Raw genomic sequence first — 14,982 nt, 5'->3', positions numbered from 1 at the left:
CCCCTCGGCATGAAACTGCCCTACGAACTCCTGGTCGGCCTGCGTTATACCCGGGCCAAGCGCCGCAACCATTTCATCTCCTTCATTTCCCTCATTTCCATGGCCGGCATCGCCCTCGGCGTGGCGGCCCTGATCGTGGTGCTGTCGGTGATGAACGGCTTCCAGAAGGAACTGCGCACCCGCATCCTGGGGGTGGCTTCCCACATCCAGGTCACCGCCATCAACGGCGAGCTGCACAACTGGCTGGAGGTGGGGCGGCAGACCCTGCAGCATCCGGAAGTGAAGGCGGCGGCGCCCTTCGTCCAGGCCCAGGCCATGCTCTCCCGGGACGAGACGGTGCGCGGCACCCTGGTGCGGGGCGTCATTCCCGAGCTGGAGGACAAGGTGGCGGACTTTGGCCGCTTCATGAAGGCGGGCAAGCTGGAGAACCTGCAGCCCGGCGGTTTCGGCATCGTCCTCGGCAGCGACCTGGCCAATGCCATGGGCGTCACCCTGGAGGACAAGGTGACCCTGATCGCGCCCCAGGGCACCGTGACCCCGGCCGGGGTGGTGCCCCGGCTGCGCTCCTTCACCGTGGTCGGCATCTTCGAGGCCGGCATGTATGAATACGACTCGGGCCTGGCCCTCATCGACATGAGCGACGCCCAGCTGCTGTACCGCCTGGGCGACGGCGTCTCCGGCGTGCGCCTGAAACTGGACGACCTGTTCCGCGCTCCCCGGGTGGCCCGGGAACTGGTGCCCCTGATCCAGGAGGATGCCTACATCTCCGACTGGACCCGCAGCCACGCCAACTTCTTTCGCGCCGTGCAAATCGAGAAAAACATGATGTTCATCATTCTTTCCCTGATTGTGGCCGTGGCAGCATTCAACATCGTCTCCACCCTGGTCATGGCCGTCACCGACAAGCAGGCGGACATCGCCATCCTGCGCACCCTGGGGGCCAGCCCCCGCAGCATCATGGCGGTCTTCGTGGTCCAGGGCGCCCTCATCGGCGTCATCGGCCTGGGTCTGGGGGTGGTCGGCGGCGTCGCCCTGGCCCTGAACATCGACGTGGTGGTGCCCTTCATCGAGCGGGTGCTGGGCACCCAGTTCCTGGCCAAGGACGTGTATTACATCTCCCAGCTGCCGTCGGAACTGCAGTGGGGCGACGTCACCGGTATCACCGCCATCGCCTTCGTGCTGGCCCTGGCGGCAACCCTCTACCCGAGCTGGCGCGCTTCCCGCGTCAATCCGGCGGAGGCCCTGCGTTATGAATGAGGCAGCGATGGCAAGTGCGGCAGCAGTAGCGGAAAGTGCGATGGAGAATAGGGCCGGCGATACGGCCAGCGATGCGGCCGTACTGGCCTGCCAGGGCCTGTCCAAGGTCTATCGCCAGGGCGACCTGGAAGTGCCGGTGCTGACCCGCATCGACCTTTCCCTGCAGCCCGGCGAGCGCCTGGCGGTGGTGGGTTCCTCCGGCTCGGGCAAGAGCACCCTGCTGCACCTCTTGGGCGGGCTGGACCGGCCCACCGCCGGCACGGTGAGGCTCAAGGGCGCCGATCCCTTCAGCCTGTCCGAGGCGGCCCGGGGCGAGTGGCGCAACCGCTACCTGGGCTTCGTGTACCAGTTCCACCACCTGCTGGCGGAATTCACGGCCCTGGAGAACGTGGCCATGCCCCTGCTCATCCGCCGCCTGCCCCGGGCCGAGGCGGAAAGCCAGGCCGAGGCCATGCTGCAGAAAGTCGGGCTGGGCCATCGCCTGCACCACCTGCCGTCGGAACTGTCCGGCGGCGAGCGGCAGCGGGCGGCCATCGCCCGGGCCCTGGTGACCCGCCCGGCCTGCGTGCTGGCCGATGAACCGACGGGCAACCTGGACCGTCATACGGCGGAGCAGGTGTTCGACCTGATGCTGGAAGTGAGCCGGGAGCAGGGCACCGCCTTCGTCATCGTCACCCACGATCCGGCCCTGGCGGCCCGGGCCGACCGCACGGTGCACCTGGCCGACGGCATGTTCCTGGAGGAGCCCCGGTAAGCGACCTGTTTTGGCATTGCCCGTAGCAAATACTAAAAAAAGACCCGAGGGAGAAAGGCGGCGCAGACCGCAAGACGCTGTTCAACCTGGAGCCTAAAAAAATGATGCAAATCCTGTTTGCACCGGCCATTGCCTTGATGCATCGGCTGACCTATCCGAAGAAATTCGCCCTCATCGGCCTGGTGGCCCTGATCGCCATCGCCGTGCTCTTCGTCAATCTGTCGCGCCAGTTGCAGAGCCAGATCCACCTGGCCAACGACGAACTGGCGGCCCTGGAGGTGATCGTGCCCATGGACCGCCTGGTGCAGGCGGCCCAGCAACACCGGGGCCTCTCCTCCGGCGTCATCAATGGCGACGCCAGCCTGCTGCCCAAGAGAGAGGCCAAGACCGGCGAAGTGAAGACCGCCCTGCAGGGCCTGGGTCCGATCCTGCCGGCCTCCGTTGCCGCTTCCGAAGAGTGGAAGAAGATCAACGAGGAGTGGAACCTGATTGCCGCCGACGGCCTTTCCTGGACCGCCACGGAGAGCTTTGCGGCCCACACCCGGCTGATCGCCGCCATCCTGCAGCTGAAGGTGGACGTGGCCGACGAGAGCGGCCTCACCATCGACCCCAACATGGATTCCTACTATCTGCTGGAAACCGCCGTGGTCAAGCTGCCCTCCATGCTGGAGCGTCTCGGCCAGACCCGGGCCAAGGGCACCGGCATCCTGGCCAAGAAGAGCATCAACGATCACCAGCGGGTCGATATCGGCATCCTCATGGCCCAGGTTTCCGACACCCTGGCTGCCCTCAATGTGAACCTGCAGAAGACGGCCCGCCACAACCCGGCCATCCGCGACACCCTGGGTACTTCCTCCAAGGATCTCAACGAGGCGGTGAGCGGACTGGTGAATATCGTGAACCAGGACATCATCGCCGGCATGTTCGTCACCGATTCCGGCGACTTCTTCAAGCAGTCCACCGCCGTCATCGACAAGGGCTACGCCCAGCTATACGACACCCTGCTGCCCACCGCCAAGCAGCTCATCGGCGAGCGCAAGGCCAAGGCCGAACGGGGCCTGCTGCTCAACCTGGGCCTGTCCCTGGTGATGGTGCTGGTCTTCATCTACCTTTCCGCCGGCGCCTACCTGGCCATCGTTTCCTGCATCACCGGCTTTTCCGCCAGCGCCCACCGCATCGCCCAGGGCGACCTGACGGCCCGCATCCAGCTCCAGTCCAAGGATGAACTGCAGCAGGTGGCCGGCAGCTTCAACGAGGTGGCCGGCGCTTTCGCCAGCCTCACCACCAGCGTACAGCAGAGCGTGAACCAGCTCTCCGCCTCGGCCCGCAGCATGGCCGACGCCAGCGAGCAGATCACCCTGTCCACCCAGCAGCAGAGCGAGGCCGCCTCCTCCATGGCGGCCGCCATCGAGCAGATGACCGTGGGCGTGGACCACATCAGCAAGAACGCCCAGGACGCCCACGCCCTTTCGTCCCAGTCCGGCGACCTGTCGGCCCGGGGCGCCCAGATCGTCGGCAACGTGGTGCAGGAGATCGAGCAGATCGCCAGCGCCGTGAACCAGTCCGCCTGCATCGTGGAGGACCTGGGCCAGCATTCGGAGAAGATTTCCACCATCGTCGGCGTCATCAAGGAAATCGCCGACCAGACCAACCTGCTGGCCCTCAATGCCGCCATCGAGGCGGCCCGGGCCGGCGAGGCAGGTCGGGGCTTCGCCGTGGTGGCCGACGAGGTGCGCAAGCTGGCCGAACGCACCGCCCATTCCACCCAGGAGATCACCGACATGGTGGCCGCCATCCAGGGCGGCACCCAGGAGGCCGTGGTCAGCATGAAGCACGGTGTCGAGCGGGTTTCCCAGGGCGTCGAACTGGCCCGGGAGGCCGGCGACGCCATGGGCCAGATCCAGGCCGGGGCCCAGCAGGTGGTGGACATGGTGAGCGACATTTCCTCCTCCCTGCGGGAACAGAGCGCCGCCAGCACCGAGATCGCCAAGAACGTGGAGCGCATCGCCCAGATGGCGGAGGAGAACAGCGCCGCCGTCAGCGAAAACGCCAATACCGCCGGGCAGCTGGAGCAACTGGCCGAGGCCCTGCAGACCGAGGCGGCCCGCTTCCAGGCCGGCTGATCCTGCCCCGCCGGCCTGCCGGCCCGCCTTCTTCAACGGCCCTGCGGGGCCGTTGTCGTTGGTGCCGGGGCCTTGCCGTCGTTACCGTTCTCTTCTTCGTCCGGCCCACCCTGGCCGCTCTCCTTCCAGGCGTAGCGGTCGTACCAGTAGCGGGGCCGGCGCTGCCGTTCGGCCCAGAGTTCCGGCTTGCCGTTGGCCGTGGCTGCGCCCAGGACCAGGCCGATGGCCCCGTCCCGGTCCGTGCGCCAGGCCCGGGCGCCGCTGGCGGCATAGCGCTGCACGACCTCCTGCCGGGGATGGCCGAAGCGGTTGCGGTAGCCCACCGGATACAGCACCTCCCGGGCGCCGATGGCGGCGACGAAGGGCGCCGTGGATGAGCTGCGGCTGCCGTGGTGGGGCACCAGTAACACCTGGCTCGCCAGTTCCGCACGGTGACGGGCCAGCAGCCAGGCTTCGTCGGCGGCCTCGATGTCGGCGGTGAGCAGCAGCCGTTGCCCCTCCGCTTGCACCAGCAGGACGCAGCTCTGGTGGTTGCTCCTGCCCTGGGGCGCATCCACCCTGCCTGCTGGCGGATGCAGCATGGAGAAGCGCACCCCGTCCCATTCCCAGCCTTGCCCCTCGGCGCAGGCCCGCCGTTCCTGGGCCAGGGGCTGCAGGTCCCTGGCCTCGGGGGACGCCGGGGGCAGGGAATCGAGCAGCAGCGTCACCGGCAGGCTTTCCAGCACCGAGCGGGCGCCGCCGGAGTGGTCCCAGTCCCGGTGGGTCACCACCAGGGTGTCGAGCCGATCCACGCCGACGGACCGCAGCCAGGGCAGCACCAGCCGCTCCCCCGCATCCGATTCCGGGCTGTAGTAAGGCCCGGCGTCGTAAAGAAGGGTGTGCTTTTGCGTGCGCACCGCCACTGCCAGCCCCTGGCCCACGTCGAGCAGGGTCACCCAGGCCTGGCCCGGCGGCGGCCGGGGCTGGGGCGTGGTCAGCAGGGGCAGCAGCATCAGCAGCCCCAGCCAGCGGCCGGGAAAGCCCCGGGGCAGGAGCACACAGACGCAGCCGAGGGCGGCCAGGAACAGGGCCGGCAGGGTGGGCGCCGGCGGCGTCCACAGGGCCCCGGGCAGGGCCGCCAGCCACTGCAGGCAGAGCATCAGTCCGTGCAGCAGGGCGTGGGCAGCGGCAGCCAGCCCGGGCAGGGGCAGCAGGGCCGCCGCCAGGGCCAGGGGCGTCACCGCCAGGCTGACCAGGGGAATGGCGAGGGCGTTGGCCAGGGGCGAGACCAGGGAGAACTGCTGGAAGAAGAGCAGCAGCAGAGGCAGGGTGCCCAGGGTGGCGACCCACTGGGTCAGGCTCCAGTGTTCCAGGTGCCGCCCCAGGCGGCGGCGCCAGGACTGGCGTGGCGGCTCCTCCGCCAGGGGGCGGGCGGCCAGCAGCAGGGCACCGACGGCGACGAAGGACAGCCAGAAGCCCGGCGCCAGGACGGCCCAGGGGTCCAGCAGCAGCACCGCCAGCAGGGCGAAGGCGAGGACGTTGCCGGGCGCCACCCGGCGGCCGCTGGCCAGGGCCAGGGCGGCGGCGCCGAGCATGGCCAGGGTGCGCAGGGCCGGCACCCCGGCACCGGCCAGCAAGGTGTAGCCGGCTGCCGCCAGCCAGCCGGCCAGGAGCGCCGCCCGCTGGGCCGGCCAGCGCGCCATGAGGGCTGGCGAGCGGCGCCACAGGCCGCCGGCCAGGGCGGCGGCAAGGGCCGCCATCATGGTCACGTGGAGCCCGGAAATGCTCATCAGGTGGGTGGTGCCGGTGCCGGCGAAGACCTTCCACTGGTCGCCGGGAATGGCCTTCTGGTCCCCCACCGCCAGGGCGGTGAGGATGCCGGCGTAGGGATAGTCGGCTTCCGGCAGGCGGGCCTGGAAGTCCTCCCGCACCGCCTGGCGCAGCCGCTCAATGCGGCTGAAGAAGCCGTCGCTGCGGCCCAGCAGGCGGTTGTCCGCAGCTTCGCGCACATAGCCGGTGGCGCCGATGCCCCGTTCCAGGAGCCAGGCCTCGTAGTCGAAGCCGGCGCCGTTGGCGTGGCCGTGGGGGCGCTTCAGGCGCACCGTCAGCTGCCATTCCTGGCCCGGCTCCAGGCGCGGCCGGGGCGTTTCCGGCCGGTCGTACCAGGAGAGCAGGAGGGTCGGCGGCAGGCTCACTCCGGCCCCGGGCGCCACGGCGAACTCGAAGCGCTGGCCCCGGCCAAAGTCCTGGGGCAGGGCGGCGATGCGGCCCTGCAGCTGCAGATCCTGCCCTTCCAGGGCCGGCGCCAGCCGTTCGGCAAGGCGGGTCTCGGCCCGCCAGCCGGCCCACAGGAAACCCAGGGCCGCGGCCAGCAGGATTGTTCCCAGGCGGGGCAGGGCGCCGGGCCGCCGTCCCAGTGCCAGCAGCCCGAGGGCCGCCGCCGCCCCCAGGGGCAGCCAGGGCCAGGGCGGCAGGGCCGGCTGCTGTTGCAGCATGACGATGCCCAGGGCGAAGGAATAGAGGGGCCAGTTCATGGCAATAGCATAGCCACTTTCGCCCCCGGGCTGGCCCTGGGCCGTCCGGGGGCCGGCGCAGTAGAATGAATCCATGGTGCGCAAACATCTGAAGCGTTTTCTGCCCGACCACCAGGCCCTGATCGGCAACCGCTGGCTGGCGCCCTTTGCCGGCACCCTGCTGCATCCCCGCCTGTGGCACCTGAACCGCCATTCCGCCGCCGGCGGCGTGGCCGTGGGCCTTTTCTGCGGCCTCATTCCCGGGCCCTTCCAGATGCTGGGGGCGGCCATCCTGGCCACCCTGTTCCGGGTCAATCTGCCCCTGGCCCTGGTGACCACCCTGTACACCAATCCCCTGACCATCGTGCCGCTCTACTTCGTCGCCTACCATCTTGGCCGGCTGGTGCTGCTGCGGGAAGGAGGCGCCTTCGTGGCGCCGCCGGAGCCGGGGGATGGGGGCATGCTGGCCTGGATCGGCGCCCTGGGCGACTGGCTGCTGGCCCTGGGCGAGCCCCTGGCCCTAGGCCTGGTGTGCCTGGGCCTGCTGCTGGCCCTGGCGGGATATGGTATTGTCCGTACGGCATGGCGCGCATACCTGCTCTACGCATGGCGCCGCCGCCGCTATCGCCAACCACCGCCGCCGCCCCCGAATCCATCCCCATGAGTGCCAGCACCAGCAATCAGCCGCTCCAGGTCCAGCGTTACCTCTATGGAGCCCTGATCATGCTGGTGGCCGTGCATGTCATCGGCACCTTCGGTTACCACCTGCTGACCGGGGGGCGCTACACCTGGTTCGACTGCTTCTACATGACCTTCATCACCGTGGCCACCATCGGCTACGGCGAAATCATCGAGATGACCCAGAATCCGGCGGCCCGGATGTTCACGGTGTTCATCGGCATTCTCGGGGCAGGCACCCTGTCCTTTCTCTTCTCCACGGTCACGGTGACCCTGGTGGAATCGGATCTCAACGGCACGCTGCGGAGACGGCGCATGGAAAAGATGATCAAGAAGCTCACCGGCCATTACATCGTCTGCGGTTTCGGACGGGTGGGCCGCAACGTGGCGCGGGAGCTGGAAGCCACCAACCGGCACTTCGTCGCCATCGAGGAAAACCTGGAAGGACTGGAGGCCCAGCGGGAAAAAAGCCCGGGCCTGCTCTACCTGCACGGCGACGCCTCCGACGACGACGTGCTGCTGGGCGCCGGGCTGGAATCGGCCCGGGGCGTCTTCGCCGTCACCGGCGACGATTCGCGCAACCTGATGATCACCATCACGGTGAAGCAGCTCAATCCGGCCATCCGGGTGGTGGCCCGCTGCCAGGAGTCGCGCAACGTGGAGAAGATGAAGAAGGCCGGCGCCGACGCCATCTTCTCCCCGGACCTGACCGGCGGCATGCGCCTGGCCTCCCTCATGGTGCGGCCCCACGTGGTCTCCTTCCTCGACGAGATGCTGAAGTCGGAAAAGCGGCTGCGGGTGGAAGAGGTGGCGGTGCCCGGCCATTTCCCGCCGACGCCCCTGGGCAACCTGAAGCTGCGCAGCAACGAGTACGTCTTGCTGGCGGTGCGGGAAAAGCTGGACTGGGTCTTCAACCCGCCCAAGGACTACGAACTGAAGCCCGGCTACGTCATCGTCGCCATGGCCTCGGCCCTGGGGCGACAGGAGCTGGAAGCCTCCCTGCTGGAAATGATCGGCTAGGCGGCGGGGCGCTCCCCCGCGGGAGTGCTAGACTTTGGGCCATACCCTCTGCCAGGAGACGAGGCCCATGAATATCTGCAACAGTCTGCGCCGCCTGTTTTCCCCCGCGCCGGCCATGGTCGAGAAGCGGGTGCTCTGCGCCGCCCTGGACGGCTCCGGCCTGCACCGCATGGCCTATACCCAGTGGGGCGATCCCGCCAATCCCCGGGTCCTGGTGTGCGTGCACGGCCTCACCCGCAACGGCCGCGACTTCGATTTCCTCGCCCGCCAGCTGAGCCGGCACTACCGGGTGGTGTGCCCGGACGTGGTCGGCCGGGGCCGCAGCGACTGGCTGAAAAAGGCGTCCGGCTACGGTTTTCCCCAGTACGTGGCGGACATGGTGAGCCTCATCGCCCGCCTCGACGTGGCCGAAGTGCACTGGCTCGGCACCTCCATGGGCGGCCTCATCGGCATGTGCATCGCCGCCATGGAGCGCAGCCCCATCACCCGTCTCATCCTCAACGACGTGGGGCCGGTGATCACCAACGAATCCCTGCGCCGCATCGGCGAATACGTGGGCAAGGCGCCCCGCTTCCCCAGCCTGGAGGCGGCGGAGCAGTTCATCCGCCAGGTCTCGGCCCCCTTCGGCTCGCTGACGGATGCCCAATGGCGCCACCTGACCGAGACTAGCGTGCGCCAGGCCGACGACGGCCAGTGGGAGATGCGTTACGACCCGGCCATCGCCGAGGCCTTCCAGCTCGGCTTCGTCATGCACCAGGATGTCATCCTGTGGCCCTACTACGACGCCATCCGCTGTCCGACCCTGGTCATCCGCGGCGCCGAGTCGGACCTGCTGCCCCGGGAGGCCCTGGCCGAGATGGCCCGGCGCGGTCCCCAGGCGTGGACCCGGGAAATCCCCGGCGTCGGCCACGCCCCCATGTTCCAGGACCCGGCCCAGGTGGCGGTGGTCCGGGAATTCCTGCTGGGAGCCTGATGTGGCCAAAGTGAATGTGCTCGGGCGCGAGCTGGAATACGAGCTGATCAGCGCCCACCAGATCTATCGCCCGACCCTGGTGTTCCTGCACGAGGGCCTGGGCTGCGTCGGCTTCTGGCGCGACTTCCCGCACAAGGTGGCCCAGGCCACGGGCTGCCGCACCCTGGTCTTTTCCCGCCAGGGCTACGGCGATTCGGACCCGGCGCCGTCACCGCGCACGCCCCGCTACATGCACGACGAGGCTCTGGAGATGCTGCCCGCCACCCTGGCCGCCCTGGACATCGAACGGCCCGTGCTGGTGGGCCATTCCGACGGCGGCTCCATCGCCCTGATCCACGCCGGCACCTATCCCGAGGCCGTCTCCGGCCTGGTGGTGCTGGCGCCCCACGCCTGGGTGGAGGAGGAGGCCCTGGCCGGCATCCGCCAGGCCGGCGAAGCGTGGCGCCAGACCGACTGGCCCTCCCGCCTGGGGCGCTACCACCGGGATGCCTTCCGGGTCTTCCACGACTGGCACGATACCTGGCTCTCGCCCCAGTTCCGCGACTGGAACATCGAGTCCTACCTGTCGGGCATCCGGGTGCCGGTGCTGGCCATCCAGGGCAAGGACGACGAATACGCCACCCTGCGCCAGATCGAGGTCATCGCCGAGCAGGTGCCGGCGGAGGTGGAACTGCTGGAACTGGCGGACTGCCGCCACTCGCCCCACCGGGACCAGCCGGAGGCGGTGCTGGAGGCCCTGGTGCGCTACCTGGAGCGGCTGGAACCGGCGGCCTGAGCCCGGGCCAGGGGATCCTGGCGGTAGAACAGGGCCAGCTGGGCGTAGAGGGCCGGATACTCGGCGGCGACTACCTGGGGCTGTTCGAAGAAGCTCTCCGAAACCACGGCGAAGAACTCCCCCGGATGCTCGGCGCCGTAGGGGTCGATGGGCAACTGCTCGAGGGCTTCTTCGCCCCTGGCTTCGGCCCGCTCCACCCGGGCCAGGAAATCGTCGTAGGCCCCGTCCAGGGCGGCCACCCAGGCTTCCCGGTCCATGCCCGGATGCAGGGGCGGCAGGCCGTCCGGGGCGCCGTTGATCATGTCCAGCTTGTGGGCGAATTCGTGGATCACCACGTTGTAGCCGTCCCCCGCCATCTGGCTGTCCTGCCAGGAGAGAATCAGGGGGCCGCCGTCCCAGGCCTGGCCCGCCGCCACCTCGTCGTATTCGTGCACCACCCCGTCCGGGTCCATCTCCTGGCGGGGCACCACGAACTCGTCCGGATAGACGATGATCTCGACCCAGTCGTCGTACCACTCCAGGCCCAGGTTGAGGATGGGCAGGCAGCCCTGGGCGGCGATGTGCACGCCCATGGCATCGTCCACCTCCAGGCCGGCGGCGCCGGAAAACTGCTTGGCCGCCAGGAAGGCTTCGCTGAGGCTCTGCAGGCGCGCCAGGTCCGCCGCCGGAAGCCATTGCAGAAAGGGCAGGCGGGCCACGGTCTGCTGCCACAGGGGCGGCGGAATGGGGCGGGGCCGGCGGCGTCCCAGCAGTCGGTCGAGCCAGCCCATCAGGCGCCCTTGAGACGGGGCAGGCGGGCCATGGTCAGGTAGATGCCGCTGAAAATGAGGCCGATGCCGACGAAGTGGTAGAGGTGGGGCAGTTCGCCCAGGAAGAGGGCGGAGAGCAGGGTGCCGAAGACCGGCATGAGGTGGATGAAGAGGCTGGCCTTGTTGGCCCCCACCTCGGCCACGCCCCGGTTGTAGAAGATGTAGCCGACGAAGCTGGGCAGGACGCCGACGTAGGCGATGCCGGCCAGGGAGCCCCAGTGCAGGTTGATGTGCCGGGCCGGGCCGCCGAAGGCCCCCAGCTCGTGGGCGTAGATGGGCGCCAGGGCCAGCACCCCCACCAGGGTCAGGGCGCCCAGCATGAGCATGGGATGCACCCCGGCCGGGCGCCACTGCAGACCTACGGTGTAGATGGCCCAGGTCAGCACTGCCCCCAGCATCCACACGTCCCCCAGGTTGAGGGAAAGGCCCAGCAGCACCGCCAGGTCGCCCCGGGCGATGATGGTGGTGGCGCCGAGGAAGGAAATGGCCACGCCCACCGCTTCGATGGGTTTGAGGCGCTTGCCCAGGAACAGCCAGGAGAGGGCGATGGTGACGATGGGAATGAAGGAGTTGAGCAGCACCGCGTTGGTGGCGGCGGTGTACTGCAGGGCCACGTAGGCGAAGGTGTTGTAGCAGCCGACGCCGAGGATGCCCAGCAGCAGCACCGGCTTCCAGCCCTTTTTCAGCAGGGGCCACTGTTCCTTCAGGTGGGGCAGGGCCAGGGGCGCGATCAGGGCCAGGGCGATGACCCAGCGCCAGAAAGCCAGGGCGATGGGCGGCACGTCGGCGCGGATGCCGCGGCCCAGGACCATGTTGCCGGACCAGAAGAGGGCGGTCAGGGTCAGCAGCAGGTAGGGATGCCGGTAAAGGGGTGTGTTGGGGTTCATGTCTCTCTGTCCGGCCGCTACCTGGGGGCGCGGCCTTTGTCTTTGGCTGGAGCGTGGATTATGCCCCAACGGCGGGCCAGTGCCCGGGGCCGCGGCGGGCCTGGGTTGGCGGCACTGCCGGCCCCGGGAGGCGGCCCGGCGCGGGTCCCGGCGTATTTGCCGCCAGGGGCGTATAATCCGCGCCATGGTTTCCGTCGTCCATTCCGTCGCCGCCCAGAGCGACTTCGAACAGTCCCTCCTGACCCTCACCGATGGTCTCTCCGAAAACGAGACGGCCTTTATCCGGGAGGCGGCCCTCTTCGCCCGTGACGCCTATGGCGACAACACCCTGGGCAGCGGCGAGGGCATCCTCTCCCACGCCCTGGGGATGGCCCTCATCATCGCCGGCCTGAAGCTGGACGCGGACTCCCGCGCTGCGGCCCTGCTCTTCGCCGTGGCCACCTACGACGAGAAGGGCCTGGAAACCCTCAACGAACGCTTCGGCGGCGGCGTCGCCCACCTGGTGGGCGGCATCTCCCGCCTCAACCGGCTGCGCCCCATCTCCCGCGGCTTCGTCGCCGACACCACCCAGAATCCCCAGGAAATGAAGGCCCAGGTGGAAGTCCTGCGCAAGATGTTCCTGGCCATGGTGGAAGACATCCGGGTGGTGCTGCTGCGCCTCGCCTCCCGTACCCAGACCCTGCGCTACTACGCCGCCGAGCCGGACGACCTGCGGGTGCACGTGGCCCGGGAAACCCTGGAACTGTATTCGCCCCTGGCCAACCGCCTGGGGGTGTGGGAGCTGAAGTGGGAGCTGGAGGACCTCTCCTTCCGCTTCATCCACCCGGACACCTACAAGAAAATCGCCAAGATGCTCGACGAGAAGCGTCTGGAGCGGGAGCAGTTCATCATTGACGCGGTGGACCGGGTCAAGTCCGAACTGGCGGCGGTGGGCATCCACAAGGCGGAAATCTACGGCCGGCCCAAGCACATCTATTCCATCTGGAACAAGATGCGCAAGAAGGGCGTGGATTTCTCCGAGGTTTACGACATCCGGGCCCTGCGCGTCATCGTGGACGAGGTCAAGGACTGCTACACGGTGCTGGGCATCGTGCACAACATCTGGACGCCGATCCCCAAGGAATTCGACGACTACATCTCCAATCCCAAGGGCAACAACTACCGCTCCCTGCACACCGCCGTGCGCTGCCCCGACGGGCGCAGCCTGGAAGTGCAGATCCGCACCTGGGAAATGCACCGCCACGCCGAGCTGGGCGTGGCCGCCCACTGGCGCTACAAGGAAGGCACCAAGCACAGCTCCGAGGACAACTACGACGACAAGATCGCCTGGCTGCGCCAGCTGCTGACCTGGAAGGACGAAGTCTCCGACTCCTCCGACTGGGTGAACCACTACAAGCAGGCCGCCCTGGACGAGACCATCTACGTCATGACGCCCCAGGGCAAGGTGGTGGACCTGCCGCAGGGCGCCACCCCGGTGGACTTCGCCTACCGCCTGCACACCGACCTGGGCCACCGCTGCCGCGGCGCCAAGGTGGACGGGGCCCTGGTGCCCCTGGACACGGCCCTGAAGACCGGGCAGCGGGTGGAGATCGTCGCCGCCAAGCAGGGCGGCCCCTCCCGGGACTGGCTCAATCCCTCCCTCGGCTACATCGCCACCAAGACGGCACGGACCAAGGCCCGGGCCTGGTTCTCCAACCTGGCCCTGGAAGAATCCCTGGCCGAAGGCCGGGGCATCGTGGCCAAGGAAATCCAGCGGGTCGGCGGCGGCGGCACCAACCTCGAAGAACTGGCGGGCAAGCTGGGCTACGCCAAGGCGGACGATCTCTACATCGCCGCCGCCCGCAACGAACTCAATCTGCGCCTGTTCCAGGCTGCCGTGCGTGGCACCGAGCCGCCGGTGGACGAGCGGGGTGCCGAGCCCATGCCGGTGCGCCGGCCCAAGCCGGCCGAAGGGGAGGGCGCCGGCGACCGGGGCATTCTCATCGTCGGCGTGGACAAGCTATTGACCCAGCTGGCCCGCTGCTGCAAGCCGGCGCCGCCGGACCCGATCCAGGGCTTCGTCACCCGGGGCAAGGGCGTCTCCATCCACCGGGCCGACTGCCCGGACTTTGCCAACCTCCAGGCCCTGCACCCGGAGCGGGTGATCGAGACCGAGTGGGGCGGCCATCCCCACGGCATCTTCCCGGTGGACATCACGGTGGACGCCCACGACCGCCAGGGCCTGCTGCGGGACATCTCCGACGTCTTCGCCCGGGAGAAGATCAACGTCATCGGCGTGCAGACCCTCTCCAAGCAGGGCCAGGCCCACATGGGCTTCACCGTGGAAATTCTCAACCTGCCCCAGCTGACCCGTACCCTGAAGCTGATCCACGAGGTCCAGGGCGTGGTGGGGGCGCGGCGCGGCTGACGTCCGCCAATCCCCCGGCCGCTCGTCCCGGCGGCAAGAAAAAACGCCCTCCTCGGAGGGCGTTTTCGTTGGTGCCGCCGACTGCCCGCTCAGGCGCCGGCGCGGATGAAGTCGGCGAATCTGGCCAGCTGGCCGGCGATGTGGTCCCGGGTGCTGGCGTCGTTGAGCTTGCCGGCGGCGGCATCCACCTTGTTCTGCACGCCGCCCACCATCACCTCGGGCACGTTGAAGACCCGCGGGTTGAGATAGATCAGCACCTGGCGCAGGTGGTACTGGGCCCGGGCGCCGCCGAAGGGGCCCATGGAGGCTGACTGCAGCAGCACGGGCTTGCCGGCGAAGGGCTGGTTGGGCACCCGGGAGAGCCAGTCGATGGCGTTCTTCAGCACTCCGGGCACGGAGTAGTTGTATTCGGGGGTGACGATGATGAGGCCGTCGGCGGTCCGGATGGCTTCGGCCAGGGCAGTCACGGCCGGGGGAATGCCCTTGGCCTCGACGTCGCCGTCGTAGAGGGGAATGTCGTGCAGGGCGGGCAGGGTGTTGATGCCGACGCCGGCCGGGGCCAGTTCCGGCAGGGTGTTGGCGACCATGCGGTTATAGGAAGCCTGGCGCAGGCTGCCGACCAGGGTGACGAGGCGCAGCGGAGTGGCGGTGCTCATTTGCTCTTCTCCTTGAGTTCGGTGCAACGGTGGATGGGGCGTTTGCCCAGGGTGAGGCAAGGAAAGTCACAGCTTCGTTCCCCCGGCGCGGCAGCGCAAGTCCGGAACGGGAAAAGATGGCGCAGCGTCGCTCCATGGTGCTGCCCTGGAA

Annotated in this window: 12 protein-coding genes; 8 read left to right on the top strand and 4 right to left on the bottom strand. The window is 68.6% G+C overall.

The window, feature by feature from the left end; genetic code table 11:
• Nucleotides 1-15: 15 nt before the first annotated feature.
• The 3 genes from EV678_RS04345 (at nucleotide 16) to EV678_RS04335 (ending at nucleotide 4,134) form a co-directional block, all read left to right on the top strand.
• Nucleotides 16-1,257 (top strand): lipoprotein-releasing ABC transporter permease subunit, encoded by a 1,242-nt coding sequence (locus tag EV678_RS04345; RefSeq protein WP_130459272.1) that lies wholly within the window; start codon nucleotides 16-18, stop codon nucleotides 1,255-1,257.
• 40 nt (nucleotides 1,258-1,297) lie between these two features.
• Complete coding sequence (gene lolD, locus EV678_RS04340) at nucleotides 1,298-2,011, top strand: lipoprotein-releasing ABC transporter ATP-binding protein LolD (protein ID WP_130458631.1); 714 nt, start codon at nucleotides 1,298-1,300, stop codon at nucleotides 2,009-2,011.
• Between the two features lie 101 nt (nucleotides 2,012-2,112).
• Nucleotides 2,113-4,134 carry a methyl-accepting chemotaxis protein gene (locus EV678_RS04335; protein WP_130458630.1) on the top strand — a complete coding sequence of 674 codons (2,022 nt, stop codon included), beginning with the start codon at nucleotides 2,113-2,115 and terminating at the stop codon, nucleotides 4,132-4,134.
• Nucleotides 4,135-4,166: 32 nt separating this feature from the next.
• Here the strand turns inward: EV678_RS04335 and EV678_RS04330 are convergent, their stop codons facing one another.
• A complete protein-coding gene (locus tag EV678_RS04330) occupies nucleotides 4,167-6,647 on the bottom strand; it encodes a DNA internalization-related competence protein ComEC/Rec2 (RefSeq protein WP_130458629.1) in 2,481 nt (826 codons plus the stop codon).
• 76 nt (nucleotides 6,648-6,723) lie between these two features.
• Between EV678_RS04330 and EV678_RS04325 the strand changes: the two genes are divergently transcribed.
• The 4 genes from EV678_RS04325 to EV678_RS04310 all read left to right on the top strand — a co-directional run bounded on the left by EV678_RS04325 (nucleotide 6,724) and on the right by EV678_RS04310 (nucleotide 10,072).
• Entirely contained in the window at nucleotides 6,724-7,290 is a 567-nt protein-coding gene (locus EV678_RS04325; RefSeq protein WP_130459271.1) for a DUF2062 domain-containing protein, read from the top strand.
• Nucleotides 7,287-8,324: a potassium channel family protein gene (locus tag EV678_RS04320; protein WP_130458628.1), complete on the top strand. Its 1,038-nt coding sequence runs from the start codon at nucleotides 7,287-7,289 to the stop codon at nucleotides 8,322-8,324. The genes EV678_RS04325 and EV678_RS04320 overlap by 4 nt, the downstream gene beginning before the upstream one ends.
• 67 nt (nucleotides 8,325-8,391) lie before the next feature.
• A complete protein-coding gene (locus tag EV678_RS04315) occupies nucleotides 8,392-9,297 on the top strand; it encodes an alpha/beta fold hydrolase (protein ID WP_014237840.1) in 906 nt (301 codons plus the stop codon).
• A 1-nt stretch (nucleotide 9,298) separates the two neighbouring features.
• Entirely contained in the window at nucleotides 9,299-10,072 is a 774-nt protein-coding gene (locus EV678_RS04310; RefSeq protein WP_130458627.1) for an alpha/beta fold hydrolase, read from the top strand.
• On the opposite strand, the gene EV678_RS04305 is transcribed toward EV678_RS04310, so the two are convergent.
• Nucleotides 10,042-10,842 (bottom strand): M90 family metallopeptidase, encoded by an 801-nt coding sequence (locus tag EV678_RS04305; RefSeq protein ID WP_130458626.1) that lies wholly within the window; start codon nucleotides 10,840-10,842, stop codon nucleotides 10,042-10,044. The two genes, EV678_RS04310 and EV678_RS04305, sit on opposite strands and share 31 nt — an antisense overlap.
• Nucleotides 10,842-11,768 carry a DMT family transporter gene (locus tag EV678_RS04300; RefSeq protein ID WP_014237837.1) on the bottom strand — a complete coding sequence of 309 codons (927 nt, stop codon included), beginning with the start codon at nucleotides 11,766-11,768 and terminating at the stop codon, nucleotides 10,842-10,844. Before EV678_RS04300 ends, EV678_RS04305 begins: the two co-directional genes overlap by 1 nt.
• Before the next feature lie 184 nt (nucleotides 11,769-11,952).
• On the opposite strand from EV678_RS04300, the gene EV678_RS04295 reads away from it, so the two are divergent.
• Nucleotides 11,953-14,175 carry a RelA/SpoT family protein gene (locus tag EV678_RS04295; protein ID WP_130458625.1) on the top strand — a complete coding sequence of 741 codons (2,223 nt, stop codon included), beginning with the start codon at nucleotides 11,953-11,955 and terminating at the stop codon, nucleotides 14,173-14,175.
• 89 nt (nucleotides 14,176-14,264) lie between these two features.
• Here the strand turns inward: EV678_RS04295 and EV678_RS04290 are convergent, their stop codons facing one another.
• Nucleotides 14,265-14,831 carry an NADPH-dependent FMN reductase gene (locus tag EV678_RS04290; RefSeq protein ID WP_130458624.1) on the bottom strand — a complete coding sequence of 189 codons (567 nt, stop codon included), beginning with the start codon at nucleotides 14,829-14,831 and terminating at the stop codon, nucleotides 14,265-14,267.
• Between the last annotated feature and the right edge of the window lie 151 nt (nucleotides 14,832-14,982).

Origin of the sequence: Azospira oryzae, from assembly GCF_004217225.1 — a bacterium.
Lineage (GTDB): Bacteria > Pseudomonadota > Gammaproteobacteria > Burkholderiales > Rhodocyclaceae > Azospira > Azospira oryzae.
This window is presented reverse-complemented; position numbering and strand designations above follow the sequence as displayed.

Coding starts and splice junctions, on each gene's coding strand:
- lolD (WP_130458631.1), top strand. CDS start 1,298: ATGGAGAATAGGGCCGGCGATACGGCCAGCGATGCGGCCGTACTGGCC.
- EV678_RS04300 (WP_014237837.1), bottom strand. CDS start 11,768: ATGAACCCCAACACACCCCTTTACCGGCATCCCTACCTGCTGCTGACC.
- EV678_RS04315 (WP_014237840.1), top strand. CDS start 8,392: ATGAATATCTGCAACAGTCTGCGCCGCCTGTTTTCCCCCGCGCCGGCC.
- EV678_RS04335 (WP_130458630.1), top strand. CDS start 2,113: ATGATGCAAATCCTGTTTGCACCGGCCATTGCCTTGATGCATCGGCTG.
- EV678_RS04330 (WP_130458629.1), bottom strand. CDS start 6,647: ATGAACTGGCCCCTCTATTCCTTCGCCCTGGGCATCGTCATGCTGCAA.
- EV678_RS04320 (WP_130458628.1), top strand. CDS start 7,287: ATGAGTGCCAGCACCAGCAATCAGCCGCTCCAGGTCCAGCGTTACCTC.
- EV678_RS04295 (WP_130458625.1), top strand. CDS start 11,953: ATGGTTTCCGTCGTCCATTCCGTCGCCGCCCAGAGCGACTTCGAACAG.
- EV678_RS04305 (WP_130458626.1), bottom strand. CDS start 10,842: ATGGGCTGGCTCGACCGACTGCTGGGACGCCGCCGGCCCCGCCCCATT.
- EV678_RS04290 (WP_130458624.1), bottom strand. CDS start 14,831: ATGAGCACCGCCACTCCGCTGCGCCTCGTCACCCTGGTCGGCAGCCTG.